This window comes from Actinomadura sp. SCN-SB (assembly GCF_043906805.1).
GTDB lineage: Bacteria > Actinomycetota > Actinomycetes > Streptosporangiales > Streptosporangiaceae > Spirillospora.
Window position 1 is genome coordinate 42,012 of record NZ_JBIMPP010000040.1, and the last position, 21,075, is coordinate 63,086.

The 21,075-nt window shown below is 72.9% G+C and carries 20 protein-coding genes, 1 tRNA gene and 1 riboswitch; of the genes, 11 read left to right on the top strand and 10 right to left on the bottom strand.

The annotated features are described in order from the left end of the window. Positions 1-12 precede the first annotated feature (12 nt). Entirely contained in the window at positions 13-933 is a 921-nt protein-coding gene (gene rlmB, locus ACGWYJ_RS24150; protein WP_395108617.1) for a 23S rRNA (guanosine(2251)-2'-O)-methyltransferase RlmB, read from the top strand. An 18-nt stretch (positions 934-951) separates the two neighbouring features. On the opposite strand, the gene ACGWYJ_RS24155 is transcribed toward rlmB, so the two are convergent. Both ACGWYJ_RS24155 and sigK read right to left on the bottom strand, forming a co-directional pair. Continuing rightward, positions 952-1,668: an anti-sigma factor domain-containing protein gene (locus ACGWYJ_RS24155; RefSeq protein WP_395108618.1), complete on the bottom strand. Its 717-nt coding sequence runs from the start codon at positions 1,666-1,668 to the stop codon at positions 952-954. An 8-nt stretch (positions 1,669-1,676) separates the two neighbouring features. Continuing rightward, a complete protein-coding gene (gene sigK / locus ACGWYJ_RS24160; protein WP_395108619.1) occupies positions 1,677-2,294 on the bottom strand; it encodes an ECF RNA polymerase sigma factor SigK in 618 nt (205 codons plus the stop codon). A 137-nt stretch (positions 2,295-2,431) separates the two neighbouring features. Here sigK and ACGWYJ_RS24165 point away from each other — a divergent pair, with 137 nt between their 5' ends. After that, positions 2,432-3,316: a universal stress protein gene (locus tag ACGWYJ_RS24165; protein WP_395108620.1), complete on the top strand. Its 885-nt coding sequence runs from the start codon at positions 2,432-2,434 to the stop codon at positions 3,314-3,316. Positions 3,317-3,329: 13 nt separating this feature from the next. Here ACGWYJ_RS24165 and ACGWYJ_RS24170 read toward each other — a convergent pair whose 3' ends face one another. From ACGWYJ_RS24170 to ACGWYJ_RS24180, 3 genes are all read right to left on the bottom strand, one after another. Then, complete coding sequence (locus tag ACGWYJ_RS24170; protein WP_395108641.1) at positions 3,330-4,838, bottom strand: AAA family ATPase; 1,509 nt, start codon at positions 4,836-4,838, stop codon at positions 3,330-3,332. A gap of 96 nt (positions 4,839-4,934) precedes the next feature. Beyond that, a complete protein-coding gene (locus ACGWYJ_RS24175) occupies positions 4,935-5,696 on the bottom strand; it encodes a hypothetical protein (protein ID WP_395108621.1) in 762 nt (253 codons plus the stop codon). Between the two features lie 62 nt (positions 5,697-5,758). Further along, the gene (locus tag ACGWYJ_RS24180; RefSeq protein WP_395108622.1) at positions 5,759-6,412 is read right to left on the bottom strand and encodes an RNA polymerase sigma factor; all 654 of its coding nucleotides are present in this window, start codon (positions 6,410-6,412) and stop codon (positions 5,759-5,761) included. A gap of 141 nt (positions 6,413-6,553) precedes the next feature. Between ACGWYJ_RS24180 and ACGWYJ_RS24185 the strand changes: the two genes are divergently transcribed. Next, positions 6,554-6,964 (top strand): VOC family protein, encoded by a 411-nt coding sequence (locus ACGWYJ_RS24185; RefSeq protein ID WP_395108623.1) that lies wholly within the window; start codon positions 6,554-6,556, stop codon positions 6,962-6,964. A gap of 248 nt (positions 6,965-7,212) precedes the next feature. Then, complete coding sequence (locus ACGWYJ_RS24190; RefSeq protein ID WP_395108624.1) at positions 7,213-8,055, top strand: slipin family protein; 843 nt, start codon at positions 7,213-7,215, stop codon at positions 8,053-8,055. A gap of 369 nt (positions 8,056-8,424) precedes the next feature. Here the strand turns inward: ACGWYJ_RS24190 and ACGWYJ_RS24195 are convergent. Further along, positions 8,425-8,501 (bottom strand) — tRNA-Thr (locus tag ACGWYJ_RS24195). A gap of 300 nt (positions 8,502-8,801) precedes the next feature. On the opposite strand from ACGWYJ_RS24195, the gene ACGWYJ_RS24200 reads away from it, so the two are divergent. Together ACGWYJ_RS24200 and ACGWYJ_RS24205 are read left to right on the top strand one after the other, a co-directional pair. Continuing rightward, on the top strand, positions 8,802-10,604 hold the full coding sequence (locus ACGWYJ_RS24200; protein ID WP_395108625.1) for a S8 family serine peptidase: 1,803 nt from the start codon (positions 8,802-8,804) through the stop codon (positions 10,602-10,604). 124 nt (positions 10,605-10,728) lie between these two features. Beyond that, complete coding sequence (locus tag ACGWYJ_RS24205) at positions 10,729-11,031, top strand: SHOCT domain-containing protein (RefSeq protein ID WP_395108626.1); 303 nt, start codon at positions 10,729-10,731, stop codon at positions 11,029-11,031. Positions 11,032-11,106: 75 nt separating this feature from the next. Here the strand turns inward: ACGWYJ_RS24205 and ACGWYJ_RS24210 are convergent, their stop codons facing one another. Continuing rightward, positions 11,107-11,724: a MarR family winged helix-turn-helix transcriptional regulator gene (locus ACGWYJ_RS24210; protein WP_395108627.1), complete on the bottom strand. Its 618-nt coding sequence runs from the start codon at positions 11,722-11,724 to the stop codon at positions 11,107-11,109. A gap of 353 nt (positions 11,725-12,077) precedes the next feature. Between ACGWYJ_RS24210 and ACGWYJ_RS24215 the strand changes: the two genes are divergently transcribed. From ACGWYJ_RS24215 to ACGWYJ_RS24225, 3 genes are all read left to right on the top strand, one after another. After that, on the top strand, positions 12,078-12,377 hold the full coding sequence (locus tag ACGWYJ_RS24215) for a DUF3263 domain-containing protein (protein WP_395108642.1): 300 nt from the start codon (positions 12,078-12,080) through the stop codon (positions 12,375-12,377). Positions 12,378-12,438: 61 nt separating this feature from the next. Beyond that, positions 12,439-13,245, top strand: coding sequence for a trehalose-phosphatase (gene otsB / locus ACGWYJ_RS24220; protein ID WP_395108628.1), 807 nt, complete (start codon positions 12,439-12,441; stop codon positions 13,243-13,245). Positions 13,246-13,430: 185 nt separating this feature from the next. Next, positions 13,431-14,387, top strand: coding sequence for a hypothetical protein (locus tag ACGWYJ_RS24225; RefSeq protein ID WP_395108629.1), 957 nt, complete (start codon positions 13,431-13,433; stop codon positions 14,385-14,387). 91 nt (positions 14,388-14,478) lie between these two features. Here the strand turns inward: ACGWYJ_RS24225 and ACGWYJ_RS24230 are convergent, their stop codons facing one another. Continuing rightward, on the bottom strand, positions 14,479-15,054 hold the full coding sequence (locus ACGWYJ_RS24230) for a PadR family transcriptional regulator (protein ID WP_395108630.1): 576 nt from the start codon (positions 15,052-15,054) through the stop codon (positions 14,479-14,481). 179 nt (positions 15,055-15,233) lie between these two features. Beyond that, positions 15,234-17,432: a serine/threonine-protein kinase gene (locus tag ACGWYJ_RS24235; protein ID WP_395108631.1), complete on the bottom strand. Its 2,199-nt coding sequence runs from the start codon at positions 17,430-17,432 to the stop codon at positions 15,234-15,236. A gap of 56 nt (positions 17,433-17,488) precedes the next feature. Here ACGWYJ_RS24235 and ACGWYJ_RS24240 point away from each other — a divergent pair, with 56 nt between their 5' ends. Further along, entirely contained in the window at positions 17,489-18,040 is a 552-nt protein-coding gene (locus tag ACGWYJ_RS24240; RefSeq protein ID WP_285701742.1) for an RNA polymerase sigma factor, read from the top strand. A 56-nt stretch (positions 18,041-18,096) separates the two neighbouring features. Here the strand turns inward: ACGWYJ_RS24240 and ACGWYJ_RS24245 are convergent, their stop codons facing one another. Beyond that, a complete protein-coding gene (locus ACGWYJ_RS24245) occupies positions 18,097-19,575 on the bottom strand; it encodes a trehalose-6-phosphate synthase (RefSeq protein ID WP_395108632.1) in 1,479 nt (492 codons plus the stop codon). Positions 19,576-19,720: 145 nt separating this feature from the next. Here ACGWYJ_RS24245 and ACGWYJ_RS24250 point away from each other — a divergent pair, with 145 nt between their 5' ends. Continuing rightward, positions 19,721-20,707 (top strand): cation diffusion facilitator family transporter, encoded by a 987-nt coding sequence (locus tag ACGWYJ_RS24250; RefSeq protein WP_395108633.1) that lies wholly within the window; start codon positions 19,721-19,723, stop codon positions 20,705-20,707. A 223-nt stretch (positions 20,708-20,930) separates the two neighbouring features. Beyond that, positions 20,931-21,072: riboswitch (SAM riboswitch) on the top strand. Positions 21,073-21,075 lie beyond the last annotated feature (3 nt).

Sequence of the window (21,075 nt, forward strand, 5' to 3'; positions counted from 1 at the left end):
GGCTTACCGAAGATGGCCAAAGGCAAGGGGAGGGGTCCCACTCCCAAAGCGGAGGACCGGCACTGGCATGCCAAACGGCAGCGTGCCCGCGCGGCGAAGAGCGCCAAGCGGACCGGCACCCCGACCTTGGGGCCGGGCGGCCGTGGCAAGGCGCCGGTTGGGCAGCCCGCACGGCAGGGCCGTCCGGCGGGGGCGCGCCGCGCGACCGGGGAGACGCCGGAGCTGGTGACGGGCCGCAACCCGGTGGTCGAGGCGCTGCGGGCCGGGGTGCCCGGCAGCGCGCTGTACGTGACGTCCGGTGGCGACGACCGGGTCAGGGAGTCCATCAAGCTCGCGACCGACCGGGGCGTCCCGCTGCTGGAGACCGGCAAGCACGAGCTGGACCGGCTCACCGACGGCGCCGTGCACCAGGGCATCGCGTTGCAGGTCCGCCCGTACCGGTACGCCCATCCCGACGACCTGCTCAAGGGCGCGGCACCGCTGATCGTCGCGGTGGACGGGATCACCGACCCGCGCAACCTGGGCGCGATCGTGCGGTCCGCCGCCGCGTTCGGCGCGGCCGGGGTGGTGGTGCCGGAACGGCGTGCCGCGGGGGTGACCGCGGGGACGTGGAAGGCGTCGGCGGGCACACTGGCGTCCGTGCCGGTCGCGCAGGCCACCAACCTGACGCGGCAGCTCAAGGCGTACCAGAAGGCGGGCTGTTTCGTCGCCGGGCTGGACGCCCGCGGCGGTGTCACCGTCGCCGACCTGGAGCTGGCGTCGGGGCCCTTCGTGCTGGTCGTCGGCTCGGAGGGCAAGGGGCTCGGGCGGCTGGTCGCCGAGACCTGCGACCTGCTCGCCACGATCCCGATGCCGGGCACGGCCGAGTCCCTCAACGCGGGCGTCGCCGCGGGCATCGCCCTGTACGAGATCGCCCGCCGCCGGGGCGCCTGACCGTCCCGGCGTGCCGGTTCAGCCGAGCCGGACGCCGAAGAGGACGGGGGAGGTGGGCTGTGGCGATCCGCCCTGCGGCTCGATCGTGACGCCGATCTGCCGCGCGTCCCCGACACCGGACGCGATCAGCGTGCGCGTCCCGTCGCCGGAGCCGGGTTCCAGCGTCCCGGCGGAACGGGGCGCGCCGGTGCCCATGTACCAGAACTGGTAGGTCCGGGACCCGGGAAGGGGCCGCAGCCGTTCCGTCGTGATCAGCGCCCTGTCCAGGGATCGCGAGGTCACGACGGACGTGGCGCCGGTGGCGTCGGACCGTGCCGCGGCGCGCCGGGCGTCCGGCGCCGTCAGGATCGCGGTGATCTCCCGGTTGAGCGCGGTCGTCCGCTGGGCGTCGCGCCGCGCGTCCACCGCGACCCCGCCGGCGACCAGCGCCGCGACCAGGCACACGGCGGCGACCAGGAGGCCGGGGCCGGGTAGCCGCGGGACGCGGCGGCGGGACTGCGCGGTGCGCGGCGGTTCCTGCCGGGTGTGCTCGATCTCCGCGAACACCTTGGCGCGCAGGGACGGCGGGGCGGGCCGGTCGCCGGCCAGCGCCAGCCGCGCGACGGTCTCCCGCAGCTCCCGCAGTTCCTCGGCGCAGTCGGGGCAGCGCGCGAGATGGCGTTCGAAGCGGCGGCGTTCCAGGTCGTTCAGGGAGTGCAGGGCGTACGCCCCGGCCAGGGTGTGCGCCTCGTTCATCGGTCGGCTCATCGGTCCGCCCCCAGGCAGTCGCGCAGCCGGATCAGACCGTCCCGCATACGGGTCTTCACCGTCGCCAGGTTGACGTTCAGCAGCGCCGACACCTCACGGTAGGTGTAGCCGCCGTAGTACGCCAGGGTGATCGACTCGCGTTGCAGTTCGGTGAGGTCGCCGAGGCAGTGGCGTACCTGCTGCTGTTCGAGGCGCGCGTGGACCCGCTCGGCCACCTCGTCGTACTCGCGCTGCGACAGGGTGACCCTCACCTCCCGGTTCTTGCCCGCCTGCGCGGACCGTACCCGGTCGACGGCGCGCCGGTGCGCCAGCGTCATCGCCCAGGAGAAGGCGCTGCCGCGCTCGGGCCGGTAGTGGGACGCCTTGCGCCACAGCTCCACCAGCACTTCCTGCGCGACCTCCTCCGACTGGGCGGGATCGCGGACGATCCTCAGCACCAGCCCGTAGACGGGCCCCGACAGCCGGTCGTAGACCTGCTCGAAGGCCCTCTGGTCGCCCCTCGCGACGCGGCCGAACAACTCCCCCAGGTCGTCGCGCGCCGCCTGCCCGTCGGCGGGCCGCCGCTGCTCGGTGGACTGCCATGCGCGGGGGGTACGCGGGTCGTCGGTCTCCACATCGCTGATTCGTCGCGGACGGCGCCGCGGTTTGCCGTTTCCCTCCGCGGATTTCGGACGGCCGCCGGAAGGCCGGTCACCCCCGGGGTAAGGCCCTGGTGGCGGGGTAGTGCCGAGCCGGAGGAGGCGGGGGCGGTATGGGCATGACGAAGGCCGGGGAGATCAGCGATGTCGTCGCCGGTTACGACGGTTCGGAGGCCAGCGGCCGGGCGCTGGACTGGGCGGCCGCCGAGGCGCGGGCGCGCGGGGCCTCGATGACCGTGGTCTACGTGTGGGAGTTCGACTTCGGGGCGTCGATGGGGATGCCTGCCCTCGATCCGGAGGGCCTGGCCGAGCGGACGCTGGAGGCCGGGATGGAACGCGTCCGGCGGGCGGCCCCGGGACTGGAGGCGCGTCCCCTGCTGGAGCGGGGCTCGGCGGGTGCGAGTCTCGTCGAGATCAGCCGTCGGGCCGACCTGATGGTGGTGGGCTCGCGGGGACGGGGCGGCTTCGCGGGGCTCGTGCTGGGTTCGGTCGGCGCGCAACTGGCCGCGCACGCCAGATGCCCGGTGGTGGTGGTCCGGGGCGAGGGGCGGCCCGCGCCCGAGGGGACGGGGACGGTGGTGGTCGGCGTGGACGGTTCCCCGGCCTCCCGCGCGGCGGTGGAGCTGGCGTTCGGCGAGGCGGACGTGCACAGGGTCCCGCTGCGGGCGGTCGTCGCCTGGACCCCCGAGGTGGACGTCCGGCAGCTACCGCTGGTGGACGAGGAGGTCATGCGCGAGGCCGCGGAGAGACGGCTCGACCGCCTGCTGGCACCCGTGCGCGAACGCCATCCCCAGGTGGACGTCCAATGCCGCGTGGTGCCGGGGCCGCCGCGCGAGGTGCTGATGGAGGCCTCGGACGGCGCCCGCCTGCTGGTGGTCGGGGCGCGCGGGACGGGCGGCATCCGCGGGTTGCTGCTCGGGTCGGTGAGCGACGCGCTGGTGCATCACGCGCCCTGCCCGGTGGCCGTTGCCCGCGCCGAAGGCGACACCGGCGCGTAGGGACGTCCGCCGCTCAGTCCGGGGGGATTCTGGGACGGCGGTGCCAGACATGCTCGGCGCCGTGCGGGCGGATCGCCGTCAGTGCCTGATCAAGGGAATCGCGTAGGGGGCCGCTCGTGTCGATGGTGGTGGCCTCCGGCCAGGGATCCGCGGTGGCGGCCATGGCCTCGGCGATGCTCGCGTCGGCGTCGGACGGGCTGGGGGCGCGGTCGCGGAGGCGTCCGGCGGTGACCTGCTCGTCCGCCATGCACCGCAGGGGGTGCAGCTCGGCGCACGCCCGGTGCCCGACCTCGCCGATCAGGTCGCGGTTGCGCCGGGACGTCCAGGAGGCGTCCAGCACCACCGTTTCGCCGAGGCCGAGGAGCCGCTCGGCTCGCCGGGCCAGCTCGGTATAGGTACGGCGGTCCCACTCGGGCGTGTAGATGCCCTCGCCGTATGGCGCGGCGGCCGAGTCGCCCGGGGACAGGCCGGCCAGTTCCTTGCGGACGCGGTCGCTGCTGAGCAGCGTGCATCCGAGCCGGTCGGCGATGGCACCGGCCAGGGTCGTCTTGCCGGTGCCGGGAAGCCCGCCGACCAGGATGAGCCCGACGGCGCCGGCGCGCAGGTGGCGCAGGGCCATGCCCGTGAGCGTCCCGGCCTCGGCGGCGGCGTCTTCGTCGCCCTGGTCATGGCGCAGGCAGGCGACCTTGGCGCGAACGAAGGCCCGGTACGCGACATAGTGGTGGCGCAGCGAGGGCGGCGCGGGGTCGGCGGCGAACTCGGAGTACCAGCCGATGAACCGTTCGGCCAGGCCGGGGTGGCCGAGCCGTTCCAGGTCCATGGCCAGGAACGCGGCGTCGTCCACTCCGTCCAGGTAGCGCAGCCGGTCGTCGAATTCCAGGCAGTCCAGGACGCGGGGGCCGTCGTCCAGAGCGTAGATGTCCCCGGCCAGCAGGTCGCCGTGGCCGTCCACGACCCGGCCCTCGTCGATGCGCCCCGACAGCAGCGGTTCGCGTCCGGCCAGGAAGTCCAGGGCGCGGCGGCGGATCTCCTCGGCCTCACCGGCGTCGATCACACGGCCGTGGAAGGGGCCGACCTGCTCGAAGCTCTGCGTCCAGCGCTCCCTGAGGGCGTCGCGGGTGCCCTCGGCGGAGATCTCGGGTCCTCGGGGGGCGCGGGCATGCCAGGACGCCAGCGTGCGCGCGACGGCGCGCAGGGCCTCGTCGACGGGCGCCCCGGCCCGCACCAGATCGGAGAGCCGCCGGTCCGCGGGCATCCGCCGCATCATCAGCAGGTGATCGCAGGGCTTGCCCTCGGGGTCGTGGACATCGAGCACCCCCAGGTAGACATCGGGGGCGAAACGCTTGTTGAGCCGGGACTCCTGGTGCAGCGCGCGCTCGCGCGCCTCCCGGGTGGTGAAGTCCAGGAAGCCCAGATCGACCGGTTTCTTGAGCTTGTAGGCGCGGTCGCCGACGAAGAACACCACCCCGATATGGGTCTCGCTGATCGCCGCGCCGCCCCCGCCGATGGAGGTCACCGTCATCACGTCCCGGAACCGTCGGTCATCGGACCCTGGGCGCTCCAGGTCCTCGCTGTCCTCGTACCCACAGTCCCGGCGATGTCGCGGCCGGACCGGCGGCTACTCCTTGGGTCCTTGGCCCGGCTTTTCGGGCTTTCCCGGCTTCGGCTTCTTCTCCTTGCCCGGCTTCTTGTCCTTCTTGGACCCCTCCGGTCCTTTCTGCGAAGGGTCGCCGGGCTTCTTCCCCTGGTCCTCGCGGTTCAGGAGCTTGGCGCAGTAACTCTTGACCTTGCCGGGTGTGCCCGCTGCCGCGATCAACGGAGCGAACGCCGGGTCGGAGACGTGCCGACCCGGCTTGCCGGGGGCCAGGAAGGTCCGGCACAGCTCGGCCTGCGACGACGGGACCGGCGCTCCCCGCTCCGGAGTCATGGGGGACGGAGTGCGGCGCGGCTGCCCGGGACCGGAAGCGGTGGTGCTGGACGTGGCGGAGGCCGAGGGGCGCGAGGGCGACAGCCGCTCCAGAGCGGGAAGGTTGCCGGTGCCCGTGGCCAGGGCGGCGCCACCGGCCGCCGTCGCGCCGAGCACCAGCGCGGCGATGGCCTTGGCGGTGGCGATCTTCAGCAGGGCACGGCGCACCGTCCGCCCCCGGCCGGGCCGGTGTCCCGCGGTGAGCCGGGCCTGGCGGAAGGCGGCCACGGCCGCGTCCTCACCACCGAGCTCGTCACCGCGGGCCGGTGCCGCCGCGGCGGCGAGCACGCCCGCGACCGGATGCGCGGCCACCTCCGGATCGCGCCAGACGCCCGCCAGCAGGTCCTCGGCGGCGGCCCTGCCGAGCCGCCGATGGCTGCGCCGGTCGCGGCGATCGTGGTGGTCGAAGCTCATCAGCGGCTCACCACATGCCTTTCAGCATCGCGTACACCGGCCGTGTCACCGTGCTCTCCGCCCTACCGTCCGCTCCGCCGGGACCGGCGGGCGGCGGCTCCAGGCTCCTCCGGCGGGACGGCCGCCTGATCCAGGCGGTCGGCCAGGTGCCGCAGCCCCTGGAGGGCCACCGCCTGGACGGCGCCCGCGCTCCCGCCCATGACCATGGCCGCCTGCGCGTTGTCCAGGCCCATGACCGTACGGAGCATCACCGCCTCCGCCTCGTCGCCCGGCAGGGAGGCGATCAGGGCGATCGCGGCGTCGGTGGACGGCGGCTCGCCCGCCGGATCGTGATCATGGCGCCGGGCCCGTCCCGGCCGCTCCTCGATCACCTCGGCCGGCGAACGCCCGCCCAGGTGATCGATGGCGCGGCCGCGTCCGATCACCGAGACCCAGCCCAGGAAGCGCTGGAAATCGCCGTGGAAGCCGGGCAGGCCGGCCGCGACCTCCCGCCAGGTCCGCGCCGCCACCGGGGCGGCGTCGTCGCCGACCAGAACCCGCAGGTAACGCAGCAGCCGTGGCTGAACGGCCCGGTACAGCCTGCGGAACGCGTCCTGGTCGCCGCATCGCGCGGCCCGCAGGGCCGACGACAGACGTTCGTCGATGCCGGCACCTGAGCTCGCCCGCTCTCCTGGGACCATCAGACCCTTCGCCCACGCTCCTTGTGCTGCGTCCATGATGCGACGTCGATCACGCGCAGGTGTGCGAATCCGCACACTCCGCACAAGGTCGGAACCTCACCCCCATCACGGACGGTGAGCATGGACTCGTCAGGAATCAAGAAGTGCTGGTCACGGGGCCGCGGGTAGCGTGACGGCATGGAACTCACCGTGCACACCACCGTTCTTCCGCATGACGACCCGGACGCCTCCCTGGCCTTCTACCGGGACGTCCTCGGATTCGAGGTCCGCAGCGACGTCGGGAAGGGCGCGATGCGCTGGATCACGGTCGGCCCGGCCGGGCGTGGCGGCACGTCCATCCTGCTGGCGCCGCCGGCCGCCGACCCGGGGATCACCGACGACGAACGCCGCACCATCGCCGAGATGATGGCCAAGGGCACCTACGGGTGGATCCTGCTGGCCACCCCGGACCTCGCCGGGACGTTCGAGAAGGTGCAGGCCGGGGGCGCCGAGGTCGTCCAGGAACCGATGGAGCAGCCCTACGGCGTTCGCGACTGCGCCTTCCGCGACCCCGCGGGCAACCTCATCCGCATTCAGGAGGCGCGCTGAGCGAGAATTCCACGATCCGGTCGTGGTGGTCGGCCGATAGGTTCGATGTGTTATTCGGATGACGACGGGCAAAGCGTGGCCTATCGTTCCGTACGGGTCGCCCCGACGGGTCCAGGAGCGAGTGGCCTTCCGGAAACCGTGCACTCGGAACAGTCATCCACTGATAACTGGTTTCCCTTCCGAAAACTCGTCCTTCGCATCGGGCGCGGTACGGGGCGGCTCCTTCACAGCCCTTCATGGAGACCGTCATGGCTCGTACGCGCGACATCATCATCAAGTCCACCCACCGCGGCCTGCGGTACGAGGACGGCCGGCTGACCGACGTCCTGGAGGCGGGCCGTTACCGGATCCCCGAGCGGCGCCGCAGGAACACGCCCGTCGTCGAGATCGTGCTGGTGGACATGCGCGAACGGGAACTGCTGCTCAAGGGCCAGGAGATCCTGACCTCGGACAAGGTCGCCGTACGGGTCAGCATCATCACGCAGTACCGGGTCGTCGATCCCGCCGCCGCGCTGGAGAAGGTGGAGTCCTACACCGACCGCCTTTACAGCGACGTGCAGCTCGCCGCCCGCCGTTCGCTGGCGTCCATGACGCTGGAAGGCATTCTCACCAACCGCAACCAGCTCAGCGAGGACATTCTCGGTGACGTCCAGGACGCGGCGTCCGGATACGGCATCGCCATTCTGCGCGCCGACGTCAAGGACCTGGTGTTCCCCGGCAACCTCCAGGAGATCATGAACCGGGTGCTGGCCGCCGAGCGGCTCAGCGAGGCGCAGCTCGTCGAGGCCAGGACCAAGGCCGAACGGGAACTGATCGAGGCCCGGTCGAAGGCCGAGACCGAACGCGTCTCCGCCCTCGCCACCCGCGAGGCCGAGCAGATCAAGGCGGAGAGCCACGCCCGGACCCAGCGGTTGAAGGCCGAGGCGGACGCCGAGGCCCTGCGCCTGCACGCCGACGCGGCCACCGCCTACTCCGAGCACCCGGTGCTGCTGCGCGTACGCGAGCTGGAAACGCTGGCGCGCCTGGCCACCAACGCCGCGGCCCGCCTCTACATCGGCTTCGACAAGCACACCGAACTCCGCGCGGAATGACCGCCCATTCTCCCTGCCAGAGGGTCAGATCGAACCTTGGAATTCCGTGATCCTGACCAATTCCGGTCTGGAACTCCCTGACTTCAATCAGGCCCACCAGGCCGGATTCGGTGATGACGCACATGGAGCGCCCTGCGGTCACCGACTCCAAGTCCAGCCACGTGGACCGGCCCGTCCGCTTCTGACACACCTGGTACCCACCGCGAACGTCCTTTCCGGCAGCACGCTCCGACCTGGGTGCCGGCCGAACGTCCATCGTTCTCCCTGGGGCGGTGCCCAGAGCGGCGAGGCGGGAAAGCCAGGACCGAGGGCGCTCTGCTACCAGGGGCACAGGGGGGACGCTTCCTCGGTCTCGCGGTGGCCCTGACCTGGAGCCCCCGGCCGGGTTCGAACCGGCGACCTGCCGCTTACAAGGCGGCTGCTCTGGCCAGCTGAGCTACAGGGGCGTGCCGGCTTCGGCGCCGACGGGCACACAATACCGGCGCCGCGGGGCGGACGCTGCGTGAATTACCGGGGGTCGGCGGGGTGGCGGGGGAGGTGCGGGCCGGGGTGTCCCGAGGCCGCCCGATTGTGCCGAGTGAGCCGGGCGGCGGCATCGCCGCGTGGCACAATGTTGCCTTCCTGCCCATGGCGTTTCCCGTGGCGCCGCGCCGGCGGGATGAGGGCTGGGCTCCCGGGGCCGGGTGTTCGCGCGGAACCGGGGTGGCGATCCGGGCGGGCCGACGGCCGGAGGAGGTGCGGGTGGCGTGTCGCGAGCTGGCCGTCGCGGGCGGGCCCTGGCCGTCAGGTTCGGGGCGGCGGTCCTGGCGCTGACCCTCGTTCCGGGCGGGGGCGCCGGTCTTCTGTGGGAACCGGAACGTGCCGCCGCCGAGCCCGTCGACCAGATCAGGGCCCGGCAGTGGCATCTCGACGCGATGCGGATCCCCCGGGCATGGCGGACGTCCAAGGGGGAGGGCGTCACGGTCGCCGTGCTGGACACCGGTGTCGACCGCCGCCATCCCGACCTGGTGGGTCGGGTCACGACCGGGCCGGACCTCACCGGCGGGACGCGCAGCCCGGGCGGCAAGTACTGGGGCCTGCACGGGACGTCGATGGCCAGCATCATCGCGGGCCATGGCAACGGCCCCGGCCGGCAGCGCGGCGTGATCGGCGTCGCCCCGTCCAGCAGGATCCTCTCGATCAGGGTGACGTGGGAGAACGACGACCCGCAGCGGCGGAACGGCGGCGAGGGCAACCGGAACAGGGACGCGGTGGCGCAGGGCATCCGGTACGCCGCCGACCACGGCGCCGACATCATCAACATGTCGCTCGGCGGCGGGCGGCTGTTCTACGACGGGAACTCCACCGAGGAGAGCGCGGTCCGGTACGCGCTCGGCAAGGGCGTGGTGCTGATCGCCTCGGCCGGCAACGACGGCGCCGGGCCGAACCGCAACAACTTCCCGGCCGCGTACCGAGGGGTGATCGCCGTCGGCGCCCTGGACCGGCGGCTCCAGCTCTGGAAGGACAGCAACCGCCGTCCCTACGTGGCCGTGTGCGCCCCGGGCGTGGAGATCGTCAGCGCCGACTCCAGCAGCGGGTACGTGATCGGTACGGGGACCAGCCCGTCCTCGGCCATCGTCGCCGGGGTCGCCGCGCTGATCCGGTCGCGTTATCCGAAGCTGTCGCCGGACGAGGTGCGGGAGGCTTTGGTGAAGGGCACCGTCCCCGACCGTCCGACCGGCTCGTCCACCTGCACGGGCCCGCTGGACGCGGTGCGGGCGCTGTCGGCCGCCGCGCGGATCGACCGGACCGAGGGCGGCGCCGAGGACCGGCCGCGCGGCCCGAGCCCCGCGCCCGTCACCTACGAGGAGAGCGCGGGGAGCCGTAAGGGCCTGCTGCTCGCCGCCGTGCTGGGCGGCGGTGGCCTCATCGTCGGCGTCGCCGTCCTGCTGAGCCTGCGCCGCCGCCCGCCACCGGACGATGAGCCGGACGACTTCGCCGAGGTCGAGGACTACGGGCTCGGCGCGCACCGCATGCCGCGACCGCAGCCCGCCCTCGCCGCGCACGACGTCGGTCGCGAGACGTACACCGCCCCCGCCGGCGCACCGGTCTGGCAGAGCAACGAGGTGTACGCGCCGCCGCCGTCCATGCAGCCGGAACGTCCGGGAAGCCGGTCCGGCGACGCCTCGGCGGGAGAGGGCGTGAGCGTGCCTCCGATCCCCAGCGAGCTTCGCCCTTCGTTGCCCTACGGCGGTACGCGTCAAGGCGAGTTCCCGGGCATGGGAGACGACGCGTGGGACCGGTTCCGCCGCGATGCCCTCGAAGAAGCCTCCCTGCCGTCCATGCCCCAGGGGGAGCAGAGACCAGGGGAGCCGTCAACGCTTCAGAACGGCTTCACGCCGCCCGTACGCCATGTGGACGAGCTGCCCGGCAAAGCGTTCCCCGCGGCGCCCCCGGTCGACCACGATCCGCCGGACCGGTCCGTTCCGCCGGACGACGACTGGCGGGGCCTGCCGAAGCGGAGCCGCCGCCGGGCGGGCGGGGACGAGTCGCTGCCGCCCTGGTGGTGACCGCGCCGGACGCCGCCTCGCCCCGCGCTACTCCATCGGGCGTACTCGGGGTGTCTCCGGCCGGACGATGACGGTGCCCCGACCCGTCGCCGAGCATCGACTCATCCGCTGAAAGAGGAGGTCGATGACCATGGTGATGACGCCGGCGGCCGGGTTCCACCCCGGTCCGTGGCACGACGGCGGCCCGTACGACGCGCCCGCCTTCTGGCCGGTGTTCCCGATCACCTTCGGGCTGTTCTGGGTGGCCGTGGCGGTGGGCGTGTTCTACCTGCTGCGGCGCCGGATGATGACGGACGCGGCGGCGACGGCGGCCACCTCGTCCCCGATGAGCAGGGCGCGCGCGGTGCTCGCCGAGCGGTTCGCCCACGGCGAGATCGACGAGGACGAGTACCACACCAGGATGGCGGCCCTGCGCGACGACGCATGACGTCGCGGCGCACATCGCGAAGGCACCGGCGGCGCCGGCCGTGCGCTCACTCCGGGACGGTCGGCGCCGTCGCCGTCAGTCGGCCTGGGCCGCCTTGAAGATCTTGTCCACGCCGTCCGGGTCCATCGGGGCGCGGATGGCCGCCTCGGCGAAGCGGGTGAGCAGCCGGGCGAACTCGGAGCGTTCGGTGGGCGTCCAGTCGGACATGAGCTCGTCCAGGTAGGCGCGCCGGAACCGGTCGGCGACCTGCTTGACGCGGACCCCGCGGTCCGTCAGTTGCAGGTTGGCGCGGCGCGCGTCCACGGGGGACGGGCGCCGCGACACCAGGCCCGCGTCGATGGCGTGGCCGACCAGCCGGCTCGCGGTCGAGGGGTCGATCTCCAGGCGTTCCGCCACCGCGCCCACGGTGACCTCCGCGCCCTCCTCCGCGGCGGTGGCCGCCGTGGAGAGGCCGGCGACGGCGTGCACCACCATCAGGTTGGACCACTGCAGAGGGCGGGCGCCGGGACCGGCGGACGTCTGCGCCCGGATCCGCTTCATCAGGTCGGGCTTGGCCCAGATCCGGCGGAGGTGGAACAGCGCCAGCGACACCTCGGACAGCACCGGGTCCGGCAGCTCGCCCGAAGGGTCGGCGAACTCCGCGGGCGTCGCCTGCGCCGCATCGTTCGCCCTGGTCTCCCTGGTGTTGTTCATGATCTCCCGTCCGCCTCGGGGCCCCGAAGAGCAGGGGTTCGCACCCTGACGCATGTACCCTGCATGTGTCCAACGGCGAGCGTCCCCGAGGGGTTCCCGTACCGTTCATACGGAACGTCACGAGGCCCCGCGGCGCCGTTCCAGGACGCCCCGGGGCGCCCTCGCCCGTTCCTCGGGAACCTCCGGAAGATGTCGTCCGGTACGCGTAGCATGGCACCGCCCGAACCCGGACGACCCGGGATCATGACCCCAGAGGGGACTTCATGCGACAGGCATCCGCCCACGGTGACGGTCCCCGACAGGACGGAAGCATGGACGATGGCACAGCCAAGGACATGACCGCCGAAGCGGCCATGGAACCGGTGACCGAGGGTCTGGACGACGAGCGAGCCTTCCCGGCCGACCTGCTGTCCGAGCGCGATCGTCAGATCCTCGCCTTCGAGCGTCGCTGGTGGAAGTACGCCGGTGCGAAGGAGCAGGCCATCCGCGAGCTGTTCGACATGTCGGCCACGCGGTACTACCAGCTCCTCAACATCCTGATCGACAGGCCCGAGGCGCTCGCGCACGACCCGATGCTGGTGAAGCGCCTGCGCCGGATGCGGACGCAGCGGCAGCGGCAGCGCGCCGCGCGCCGTCTCGGCATCCGCCCCTGACGTGGCCGACACTGGTCACGTGAGCCTTTCCCGTTCTCACCCTTCTCCGCACTCTCCGTCGTTGACGGCCGCCGGCGCCGCCGGCCTCGACGCACTCCGCCGCGATCCCTCCGCCGCCGTGCTCGGCTTCGACTTCGACGGCACGCTCGCGCCCATCGTGGACGACCCCGCGGCCGCGCGCGCCCATCCCGGGGCGGCGCCCGCGCTGGCGCGCCTGGCTCCGAGGGTGCGCGCGCTGGTGATCGTGACCGGCCGTCCCGCCGGGGTGGCCGTGGAGTACGGCGGTTTCGAGGGCATCGACGGGCTTGTGGTGCTGGGCCAGTACGGCCTGGAGCGCTGGGAGTCCGGCGAGCTGACCGTGCCGGAGCCGCCGCCCGGTGTGGCCGAGGCCCGTGCCGCGCTGCCCGGGATCCTGGAGGCGGCCGGCGCGCCCGCCGAGGTCTCCGTCGAGGACAAGGGGCAGGCGGTGGCCGTCCACACCCGGCGGGCACCCGAGCCGCAGGCCGTGTTCGAGCGGCTACGCGGCCCGCTGGCCGAGCTCGCCGAGCGCACCGGGCTGGTGCTGGAACCGGGACGCTTCGTCCTGGAAGTGCGTCCGCCCGGCATGGACAAGGGCCAGGCGCTGCGCGGCTTCATCGACACCGCCGTCCCCGGCGGCGCGCTCCCGTCGGCGGTGCTGTTCGCCGGGGACGACCTCGGCGACCTGGCCGCGTACGACGCGATCGACGCGCTGCGGGCCGAGGGCGTCCCGGGGATCAAGCTGTGCAGCGGCTCGGCCGAGGTGACCGCGCTCGCCGAGCGTGCCGACCTCGTCGTCGACGGCCCCGCGGGCGTCGTGGAGTTCCTGAACGGCCTGCTGCCCGACTGAACAGGCCCCTGACCGGTGAGGGGACGTCGTTCCCTCACCGCTGCCGGGGCCGGCGCATTGTACGGATGGCACAAAGTTAGCCCAGTGTGACGGGGGTAATTGTGCTATTTCGATGGTGCATGTGGTAATGACGTGCGCGCCGCGCGAGACTGTGCGCTGTCGGGGGGAAGTGAGGGGAGCGCGAGGTGGACACGGATCATGGGCGGCCGCATCGGCCCGACGACCCTGATCTGCACGGCGTCCCGCCGCGGCGCCCGCCGCGCCGGCCGGAGCCGCCGGTGCGGGAACCGCGGCCGCTCGGGTCGCGCGAGACCAGCGGCATCCAGGTGCGCCTGGGGTCGCGCGACACCTATGACGAGGCGGCCGGGGCCGCCGTCGCGCAGCCGGGACCCCGCCGGCCTGGCCCGCGACACCAGGAACGTTCAGCATGGGAGCCACCGTCCCGGCGCATGCCGCGACGCCCGGACGCGAGGCGCCAGGGCCGGAAGAGGCGCGGCGGACTCGTCGCGACAGCGGTGGCGGCCGTCGCCGCCGTACTGGGCGGCGCGTTCTTCGTGCCGCCCCTTCTGGAAGGGGACGACGTCACGCCCGCGCCGCAGACCGCGGGCGGGTCGATCGGCGCGGCGGACGTGCCGCTGCCTCCCACCGGGACGCCGATCGACGTGGCCACGGCGGACGGGTCCAAGTACCGGCTCGCGACCGTGACCGCGGGCCTCGGCGACCGCGCGGGGGGTGCCCAGCAGTCCCCGCCCCCGCCCGGGACGACCTACGCCTACATCGACTACGTGCTGACCAACCCGTCGGGGCAGCGGTCCCTGCTGGACTTCCCCGGGGATGTCTTCATCCGGCGCGACCTGGTGGCGCGGCAGGCGCGCGGCCGGTGCGTGTGGCAGCCCGGCGTGCCGGAGACGATGTGCACGCCGCCGGTCAGGAGCGTGGTCGTCCGGCGGCTGGCCGGCGGTGGGCTGGAGCCGGGGGAGGGAGGCGACCGGTACCTGCCGCCCGGCTCGTCCTATCTCGTACGGGCGACGGCCGAGGTGCCGGTGAGCGAGTCGACGAAGCGCGCCGACCTGCGGCTGTACGTCTGGAAGCAGCTCTACATGGCCGACCAGCTCGCCAAGGAGGCGCCCTTCCCGCGCTGACGCCCGCGTGGGTGGCCGCCCTGTGAACGCCGTCCCCTGAACGCCGATGCGCCCGGAGCCGCCGTGGCTCCGGGCGCATCGCCTCGCGCGTTCACTCGGCTTCGGGGTCGTCGGCGAGGATGCCGTACAGCCGGCGCCTGGCGTCGTTGACGACGTCGAGGGCGCGGGCCTTCTGGCTCTCGCTGCCGACCGCCATGACCTGGTGCAGGGCCCCCATGAGCTGGCCGACGGCCTCGCGCCCGCGCAGCGCGTTCTCGCCCGCGGCCTCGGTGACCTCGTCCCAGGGGGCGGTCGCCTGCCCGGACGCCTCCTCGCGGCCGGTGTCGCTCAGCTCGAACAGCCGCTTGCCGGCCTCTTCGCGGCTGGTGACCTTGCCCTCGTCCTCAAGCATCTGGAGGGTCGGGTAGACCGAACCCGGGCTCGGCCGCCAGACACCGCCGGTGCGGTTGTCGAGTTCCTGGATCATCTCGTAGCCGTGCATGGGCCGCTCGGCGAGCAGCGCCAGCAGGGCCGCGCGGACGTTGCCGCGCCGGGTGCGCCGCCCGCGCCCGCCCCGTCCGCGTCCCCCGTGGGGGCCGAAGGGTCCGGGTCCGTGCCCCCAGGGGCCGAACGGCTCCCCGCGACGGTTACGGCGTGGCTCTTCGCTGAAGGGTGGATGGTGTCTCATCGCGTACGTCCTCTCCTATGATCGGTTGCGATGCATTAACGATATATCGTCAATCGCTCGCGATGCAACACCGAGCGTCGAGCAATTTATTCATGGAGTGATGAATTAAAGCGGGCGGATGTCCCTACGGGCATGCCGAACTGGGAAAACTCGGCCTCAGGCAGGCCGGTGAAGGCGGCTCAGGGAGCGGCCAGCTTGAGGTTGTCCAGGATGACCTTGGCGGCGTTCCGGTCGTTGTTCTCCTTGACCCGGATCCACGCCCCGAACGTGCCGCTGCTGTGCCGCAGCCCGATCTCGACGACCGTCGGGGTGCCGACCCGGCACCGGGTGAACCGGGTGATGGTGCCGGTCAGCGACTTGTCGGGCGAGGTGTAGTTCTCGGGGGTCCCCTTGGTGCACTGCGGGTGCCCGGTGGCGCTCGGCGGCGGGAGCTTCCCGTTCGCCACGTCGGTGGTCAGGCCGATGAAGACACCCGGGGTGGGTCCGTCGCCCAGGAAGTTGGCGACGCTCGGGGTGGCACGAAGCACCGGGCGCCGCTGCTGGTCGCTCAGCCCGACCGTGGTCGGCGCCCAGGTGGACTCCTGGCCGCGCGGCCAGACCTTCGGCACCGCCGTCCTGATCTTCCCGCTCGCGTCGGTCATCTGGACGAAGTCCGCCGGGACGGCGGGCTTCTTCGGCGGCGGTGGCGGATCGTCGCCGCCGCGCAGCAGCCCGATGCCGAGGAACAGCCCCCCGATGAGCACGAGGGCGATGACCGCCGCGCCGATGATCAGCGGGGTCCTGTTCCCGCCGCCGGACGTTCCGGGAGGGGCCTCGTGGCGTCCGCCGGGCCGCGACCCGGCTCCGCCGCCGGAGGGGATGAGCTTCTTGAGCCGTGCCAGGAGGCCCTCCGAGGGCGTTCCGGTGCCGCTCGACGGGGTCGAAGCGGAAGGTGACCCCTGGAAGGGAGCCCCCTGATAGGGAACCCCTTGGCCGGGCGGCCCTTGCATTGGCCCCTGCATCGGACCCTGCGGCGGACCCTGCGGCGGGCCCTGTAGCGGACCCTGCGGCGGGCCTTGCGGTGGACCCTGTGGTGCGCCTTGGGGCGGTCCTTGAGGGGGGCCTGGGGGAGGCCCCTGCGCGGCCCCCTGGAGAGGGAAGACGGCCGTCTTGCTCTCCGCGCTCACCCGCGGGGGTGGTGGCTCCTGCGAGGACGGCGGTCCGTACTGGCTCGGGTGGTCCACGACCGTCTGGGACCCGTCGTCGAGCACCGTCTGCGCGTGGTCCTGTCGCTGGTCCTGCCGCGCCTGGAACTGGGCGGTACGGATGTCGTCCTCCAAGCCTTGCGGAGGATCCTCCTGCGTCGAAGGCTCCGGCTCCACGGGGCGGGGAGGCGGCCCCTGCGAGTACTGGTAGTCCTGCCCCTGAACGGACGGGGGCGGACCGGGCCGGCCCTGCCCGCGGTCCATGGGCCCCGGCCCCTGCGCGTACGCCTGGGAGGGGTCGGCCGGATAGAACCGGTCCTGCACCGTCGGTTCGACCTCGGCGGGAGCGAGCACGTCCTGAGCGCCCGCGGCGGCACCGGCGGCGTGCCGCCCCGGCAGCGTGGTGGGACGCAGGGTCGCCAGCGCCTCGGCGAACGCCTCCGCGGTCGGCCAGCGCTTCTCCCGCTCCACCTCCATCGCGCGCAGCACGACCTGGTCGACCGCGGGCGAGACCCCTTCACGGATCATGCTCGGCGCCGTCCGCACGGGCGGCGCCCCCGGGGGACGGCCCGTGATCATGTGGTAGGTCAGGGCGCCGAGCCCGTACACGTCCGCCCGCACGTCGAGGCCGCCACCGAAACGGGCCTGCTCGGGCGACATGTAGCCGGGCGTGCCGACCGGCAGGGTGAACGCGCCGGAGGCGTGCGCCAGCGCCTTCGCCAGCCCGAGGTCGGCGATCAGCAGCCGCTCCCCGCCCTCCGGGGTGGACTGGAAGAGCACGTTGGACGGCTTGAGGTCGCGATGGATCACCCCGAGCCTGTTGATCACCTCGACGCCATACGCGATTTCCTCGGCGAGCGCAAGGGCCTCGGAGACCGGAAGTGGCCGTTCGCGCATCCGGTCGGCCAGCGTTCCGCGGTCGGCGTAGGACATGACGAAGTACGGCCGCCCGTCCGGCAGCTCGCCGATGTCGTGGACCCGCACCAGCCGCGCCGAGTCGGCCCGGCGCAGGATGCGTGCCTCCTCCAGAAAGCGATTGCGCACGTCGAGGTCGTCGATGAGGCTCCCGGACAGCACTTTGATCGCGACATGGGAGTCGAGCGCTTCGTCGTGGCCGAGCCACACCGCGGCGAACGCGCCTGATCCCAGGACGCGATCGATGCGGTAACGGCCGACGGTCGGAGGGAAGGACACTCCCGTATCATGCCCAACAAACGGGGAGTGTGCGCAGACGAGCATGGGGCGGCGCGATGGCATTCGATGAGCGGACCGAGGAACTGGCGGTCAAGGCCGCTCAGGGCGACCAGGCCGCCCTCAACGAACTGCTCGGCAAGATCCAGCCCGACGTACTGCGGCACACCTCGCGTTTCCTGCCCTGCCGGCAGGACGCCGAGGAGGCGTGCCAGGACGCGCTGCTTCAGGTGGCGCGGAACATCCACCGGTTCGAGGGCCGGTCGAGGTTCAGCACGTGGCTGCACGTGGTCGTCGCCAACTCGGCCCGTTCCACGTACCGCTCGCTCAAGCGCCGCTCGGTCGAGCAGGCAGGCGAGCTGCCCCAGCAGCGGCCCGACCCGCGCCGCACGAGCGTCATCGCGGGCTCGCGCGTGGACATCCTGGACGCGATGGAGGACCTGGAGGCCCGCAAGCCCGACCTGATCCAGGCGCTGGTGCTGCGCGACGTCTCCCAGTTGGAGTACGCCGAGATCGCCGAGCAGCTCAACCTGCCGCTGGGCACGGTCAAGTCGCGCATCCACGAGGCCCGCAAGCAGGTCCGCCAGACCCTGGGCGAGTCCTACACCTGACCCGGTCCGGCAGGGTTCGACTTGGGTGGCGCGCGAGCCAGACCGATGTGATCCCCTCAGTCGAGCGCCGCGAGCTGGTCGGCGAACCATTGCCTGGGCGGAAGCGCTGTCGCCGCCGCCGCCAGGCCCTCGCGCCGGGCCGCGCATTCCTCGCGTGGCATCAGCAGTGCCCGGTGGATCGCCTCGGCGGTCTGCGACACGTCGTACGGGTTGACCAGGAGGGCGTGGTCGGCCAGTTCCGCCGCCGCCCCCGCCTCCCGTGACAGCACCAGCGCGCAGCCGTTGTCCGACACCACCGGGGCCTCCTTGGCGACCAGGTTCATCCCGTCCCGTATGGGGTTGACCAGCAGGACGTCCGCCATCCGGTACGCGGCGAGCGAGCGCGGGAAGTCGTCGTTCACCTGGAGGATCAGCGGATTCCACCCCGGGGTGCCGAACTCCTCGGTGATGCGCGCCGCCGCCTCCCGCACGGCCTCGGTGTACTCGCGGTACTCGGGCAGGTCGTACCGGGACGGGTAGGCGAACACCAGATGCACCACCCGGCCCCGCCACTCCGGGTGGTTGACCAGCAGTTCCCGGTACGCGGCCAGTCCCCGCACGATGTTCTTCGAGAGCTCGGTGCGGTCCACGCGCACGATCAGCCGACGGTCGCCGACCTGCGCGCGCAGCGCCTCCAGGCGCGCGGCGACGTCGGGTTCGGCGGCGCGACGGCGCAGCGCGTCCCCGTCGATCCCGAGCCCGTGCACCCCGACCGTCGTGACATGGCCGCCGCGGGTGACCGTACCGGCCACGCGGTCGACCTTGGCGCCGGGCAGCAGCGCGCAGCAGTCCAGGAACGCCTGGGCCCACCGCTCGGCGAGGAAGCCGGCGTGGTCGGCGCCCAGGATGCCGTCCAGCACCCGCTCGCCGAGGTCGTCGGGCAGCAGCCGGTAGTACTCGGGCGGTGCCCAGGGCGTGTGCGAGAAGTGCGCGATCTTCAGGTCGGGACGGCGGTCGCGCAGCATCCGCGGCGCCAGCGACAGGTGGTAGTCCTGGATCGCGGCCTTGGCGCCCGCCGCGGCGTCCCTGGCCAGCGCGTCGGCGAAGGCCGCGTTGTACGCCTCGTACGACTGCCAGTCGCGCCGTGACCGGGCGTCGAAGTGCGGCATGCTCGGCGTGTCGTACAGCAGGTGGTGGACGAACCACAGCGTCGCGTTCGCCACGGCGTTGTACGCGCGGTGGAAGGTGGCGGCGGGGATGTCCAGCATCCGCACGGCCGCGCCTCCGATGTCGTGCCCGTCCAGGTCCAGCCTGCCGTCCGGCGCCCGCCGCGCCGCCTCCCGGTCGCCGTCCCCCAGCGCCGCGCACACCCACAGCGCTTCCGGGCCGTCCTGGGCCGCCCCGGAGCGCCGGCCGTCCGCCTGCCCGGGGCCGCCGGTGACCGCGGCCAGGCCGGACACCAGCCCGCCGCCCCCGCGCCGCATGGTCAGCGTCCCGTCCCCGGAAAGCGAGAAGGACACCGGCCCGCGGTTGGACGCCACCAGCACTTGGCTCATAGGGGAAGGGTCTCAGTTGGTGGACGGGCGCATCAAAGTGACCCGGGGGGAACCGGTATGTCCCCGTCCGGTCTTAAGGAGCGGCCCCGCGAGGCGCACCCGAGGGCCGCCGGTTAGGCGGGACGGCGCCGGGTACCAGGCGCGGATGAGCAGGTCCGAGACCACCATCACGGTCCTCGTCGCCGGGACGGCCAACCTCGTCCTCGCCATCACCAAGATCTTCGCCGGGGTGCTGTCCGGGTCGAGCGCGATGCTGGCCGAGGGCGCGCACTCGGTCGCCGACACCCTCAACCAGGTGTTCCTGCTGACCTCGCTCCGGCGCAGCGCGCGGCCGCCCGACCGGCTGCATCCCTTCGGGTACGGCAACGACCGCTACTTCTGGTCCCTGCTGGCCGCGTTCGGGATCTTCGTCGCGGGCGGTGGCTACTCCATCTTCGAGGGCGTCCTCGCCATCACGGGACGCGAGGCGGGCGGGGAGAAGGTCTGGCTGGCCTTCACCGTGCTGGGCATCGCGGCCCTGCTGGAGGGCACCTCGTGGGTACGCGCGGTCATCCAGGCGCGCAAGGAGACGCGGGACGGGCAGGATGTCCTGGACCACGTGCGCCGCACCCCTGACGTGACGTTCAAGGCGGCGCTGCTTGAGGACAGCGCCGCGATGATCGGGCTGGCCCTCGCCGCCGCCGGGCTGGGCCTGCGCGAGCTCACCGGTTCCCCGCTGTGGGACGGCGCCGCCTCGATCCTGATCGGCCTGCTCCTGGTCGGCGTCGCGATCGCGCTCGGCAGGGACAGCCGCAGCCTGCTGATCGGCCAGTCGGTGGCGCCGGAGGTCCAGCGCGAGATCAGTGCCGAGATCGCCTCGGCGCGCGGCGTGACCGGCCTGGACGAGCTGTTCACCATGCATTTCGGACCGGACGAGGTGCTGGTCGCCGCGAAGGTCCACTTCTCCGACGGCATCAGCGCGGACGAGGCCGAGGACGTCGCGGGCGAGGTGGAGCGGCGGCTGCGCGAGCGCATCCCGATCGTCCGGCATGTGTTCCTCGACCCGACGCAGCACGAACCCGGGCGCGCGGTGACGCGGCGTCGCCGCGCGATGTTCCGCCGCCAGGGCAACTCGCTGGCCGGCCCCTCCTGACCGGGCGCGTCGCCGGCGATCGGGACGGATCGGAATCCAGTGCATGATCAAGACGGGACGCGGGTAAGGTCTCAGCAGCCGGGACCCTGCTGTCCGCCAACCGGGCAGATCAGGTAAAGTCACGCATACGCCGCACACGTTCGGATCGTTCGTTCCGAGGGGCGCGGGGAGCACGGCGGCCTTGGCCGCTCTCCCAGCTCAGCCCCCGCAGACAACTTCATATCGCTCATCCAGAGGGGTGGAGGGACCGGCCCTGTGAAGCCCCGGCAACCACCTGGTTCGTACGCGCTCGCGATCCTGCGAGGCCGGCCGGGAAATGGTGCCAACTCCGGCCTGTGACCAAGGTGGCACAGGGAAGATGGGGAGAA

Excerpts from the sequence above, each read along its gene's own strand:
- rlmB (WP_395108617.1), top strand. The coding sequence starts at position 13 with ATGGCCAAAGGCAAGGGGAGGGGTCCCACTCCCAAAGCGGAGGACCGG.
- ACGWYJ_RS24155 (WP_395108618.1), bottom strand. The coding sequence starts at position 1,668 with ATGAACGAGGCGCACACCCTGGCCGGGGCGTACGCCCTGCACTCCCTG.
- ACGWYJ_RS24165 (WP_395108620.1), top strand. The coding sequence starts at position 2,432 with ATGGGCATGACGAAGGCCGGGGAGATCAGCGATGTCGTCGCCGGTTAC.
- ACGWYJ_RS24170 (WP_395108641.1), bottom strand. The coding sequence starts at position 4,838 with ATGACGGTGACCTCCATCGGCGGGGGCGGCGCGGCGATCAGCGAGACC.
- ACGWYJ_RS24175 (WP_395108621.1), bottom strand. The coding sequence starts at position 5,696 with ATGAGCTTCGACCACCACGATCGCCGCGACCGGCGCAGCCATCGGCGG.
- ACGWYJ_RS24180 (WP_395108622.1), bottom strand. The coding sequence starts at position 6,412 with ATGGACGCAGCACAAGGAGCGTGGGCGAAGGGTCTGATGGTCCCAGGA.
- ACGWYJ_RS24185 (WP_395108623.1), top strand. The coding sequence starts at position 6,554 with ATGGAACTCACCGTGCACACCACCGTTCTTCCGCATGACGACCCGGAC.
- ACGWYJ_RS24190 (WP_395108624.1), top strand. The coding sequence starts at position 7,213 with ATGGCTCGTACGCGCGACATCATCATCAAGTCCACCCACCGCGGCCTG.
- ACGWYJ_RS24205 (WP_395108626.1), top strand. The coding sequence starts at position 10,729 with ATGACCATGGTGATGACGCCGGCGGCCGGGTTCCACCCCGGTCCGTGG.
- ACGWYJ_RS24210 (WP_395108627.1), bottom strand. The coding sequence starts at position 11,724 with ATGAACAACACCAGGGAGACCAGGGCGAACGATGCGGCGCAGGCGACG.
- ACGWYJ_RS24215 (WP_395108642.1), top strand. The coding sequence starts at position 12,078 with ATGGAACCGGTGACCGAGGGTCTGGACGACGAGCGAGCCTTCCCGGCC.
- ACGWYJ_RS24230 (WP_395108630.1), bottom strand. The coding sequence starts at position 15,054 with ATGAGACACCATCCACCCTTCAGCGAAGAGCCACGCCGTAACCGTCGC.
- ACGWYJ_RS24240 (WP_285701742.1), top strand. The coding sequence starts at position 17,489 with ATGGCATTCGATGAGCGGACCGAGGAACTGGCGGTCAAGGCCGCTCAG.
- ACGWYJ_RS24245 (WP_395108632.1), bottom strand. The coding sequence starts at position 19,575 with ATGAGCCAAGTGCTGGTGGCGTCCAACCGCGGGCCGGTGTCCTTCTCG.
- ACGWYJ_RS24250 (WP_395108633.1), top strand. The coding sequence starts at position 19,721 with ATGAGCAGGTCCGAGACCACCATCACGGTCCTCGTCGCCGGGACGGCC.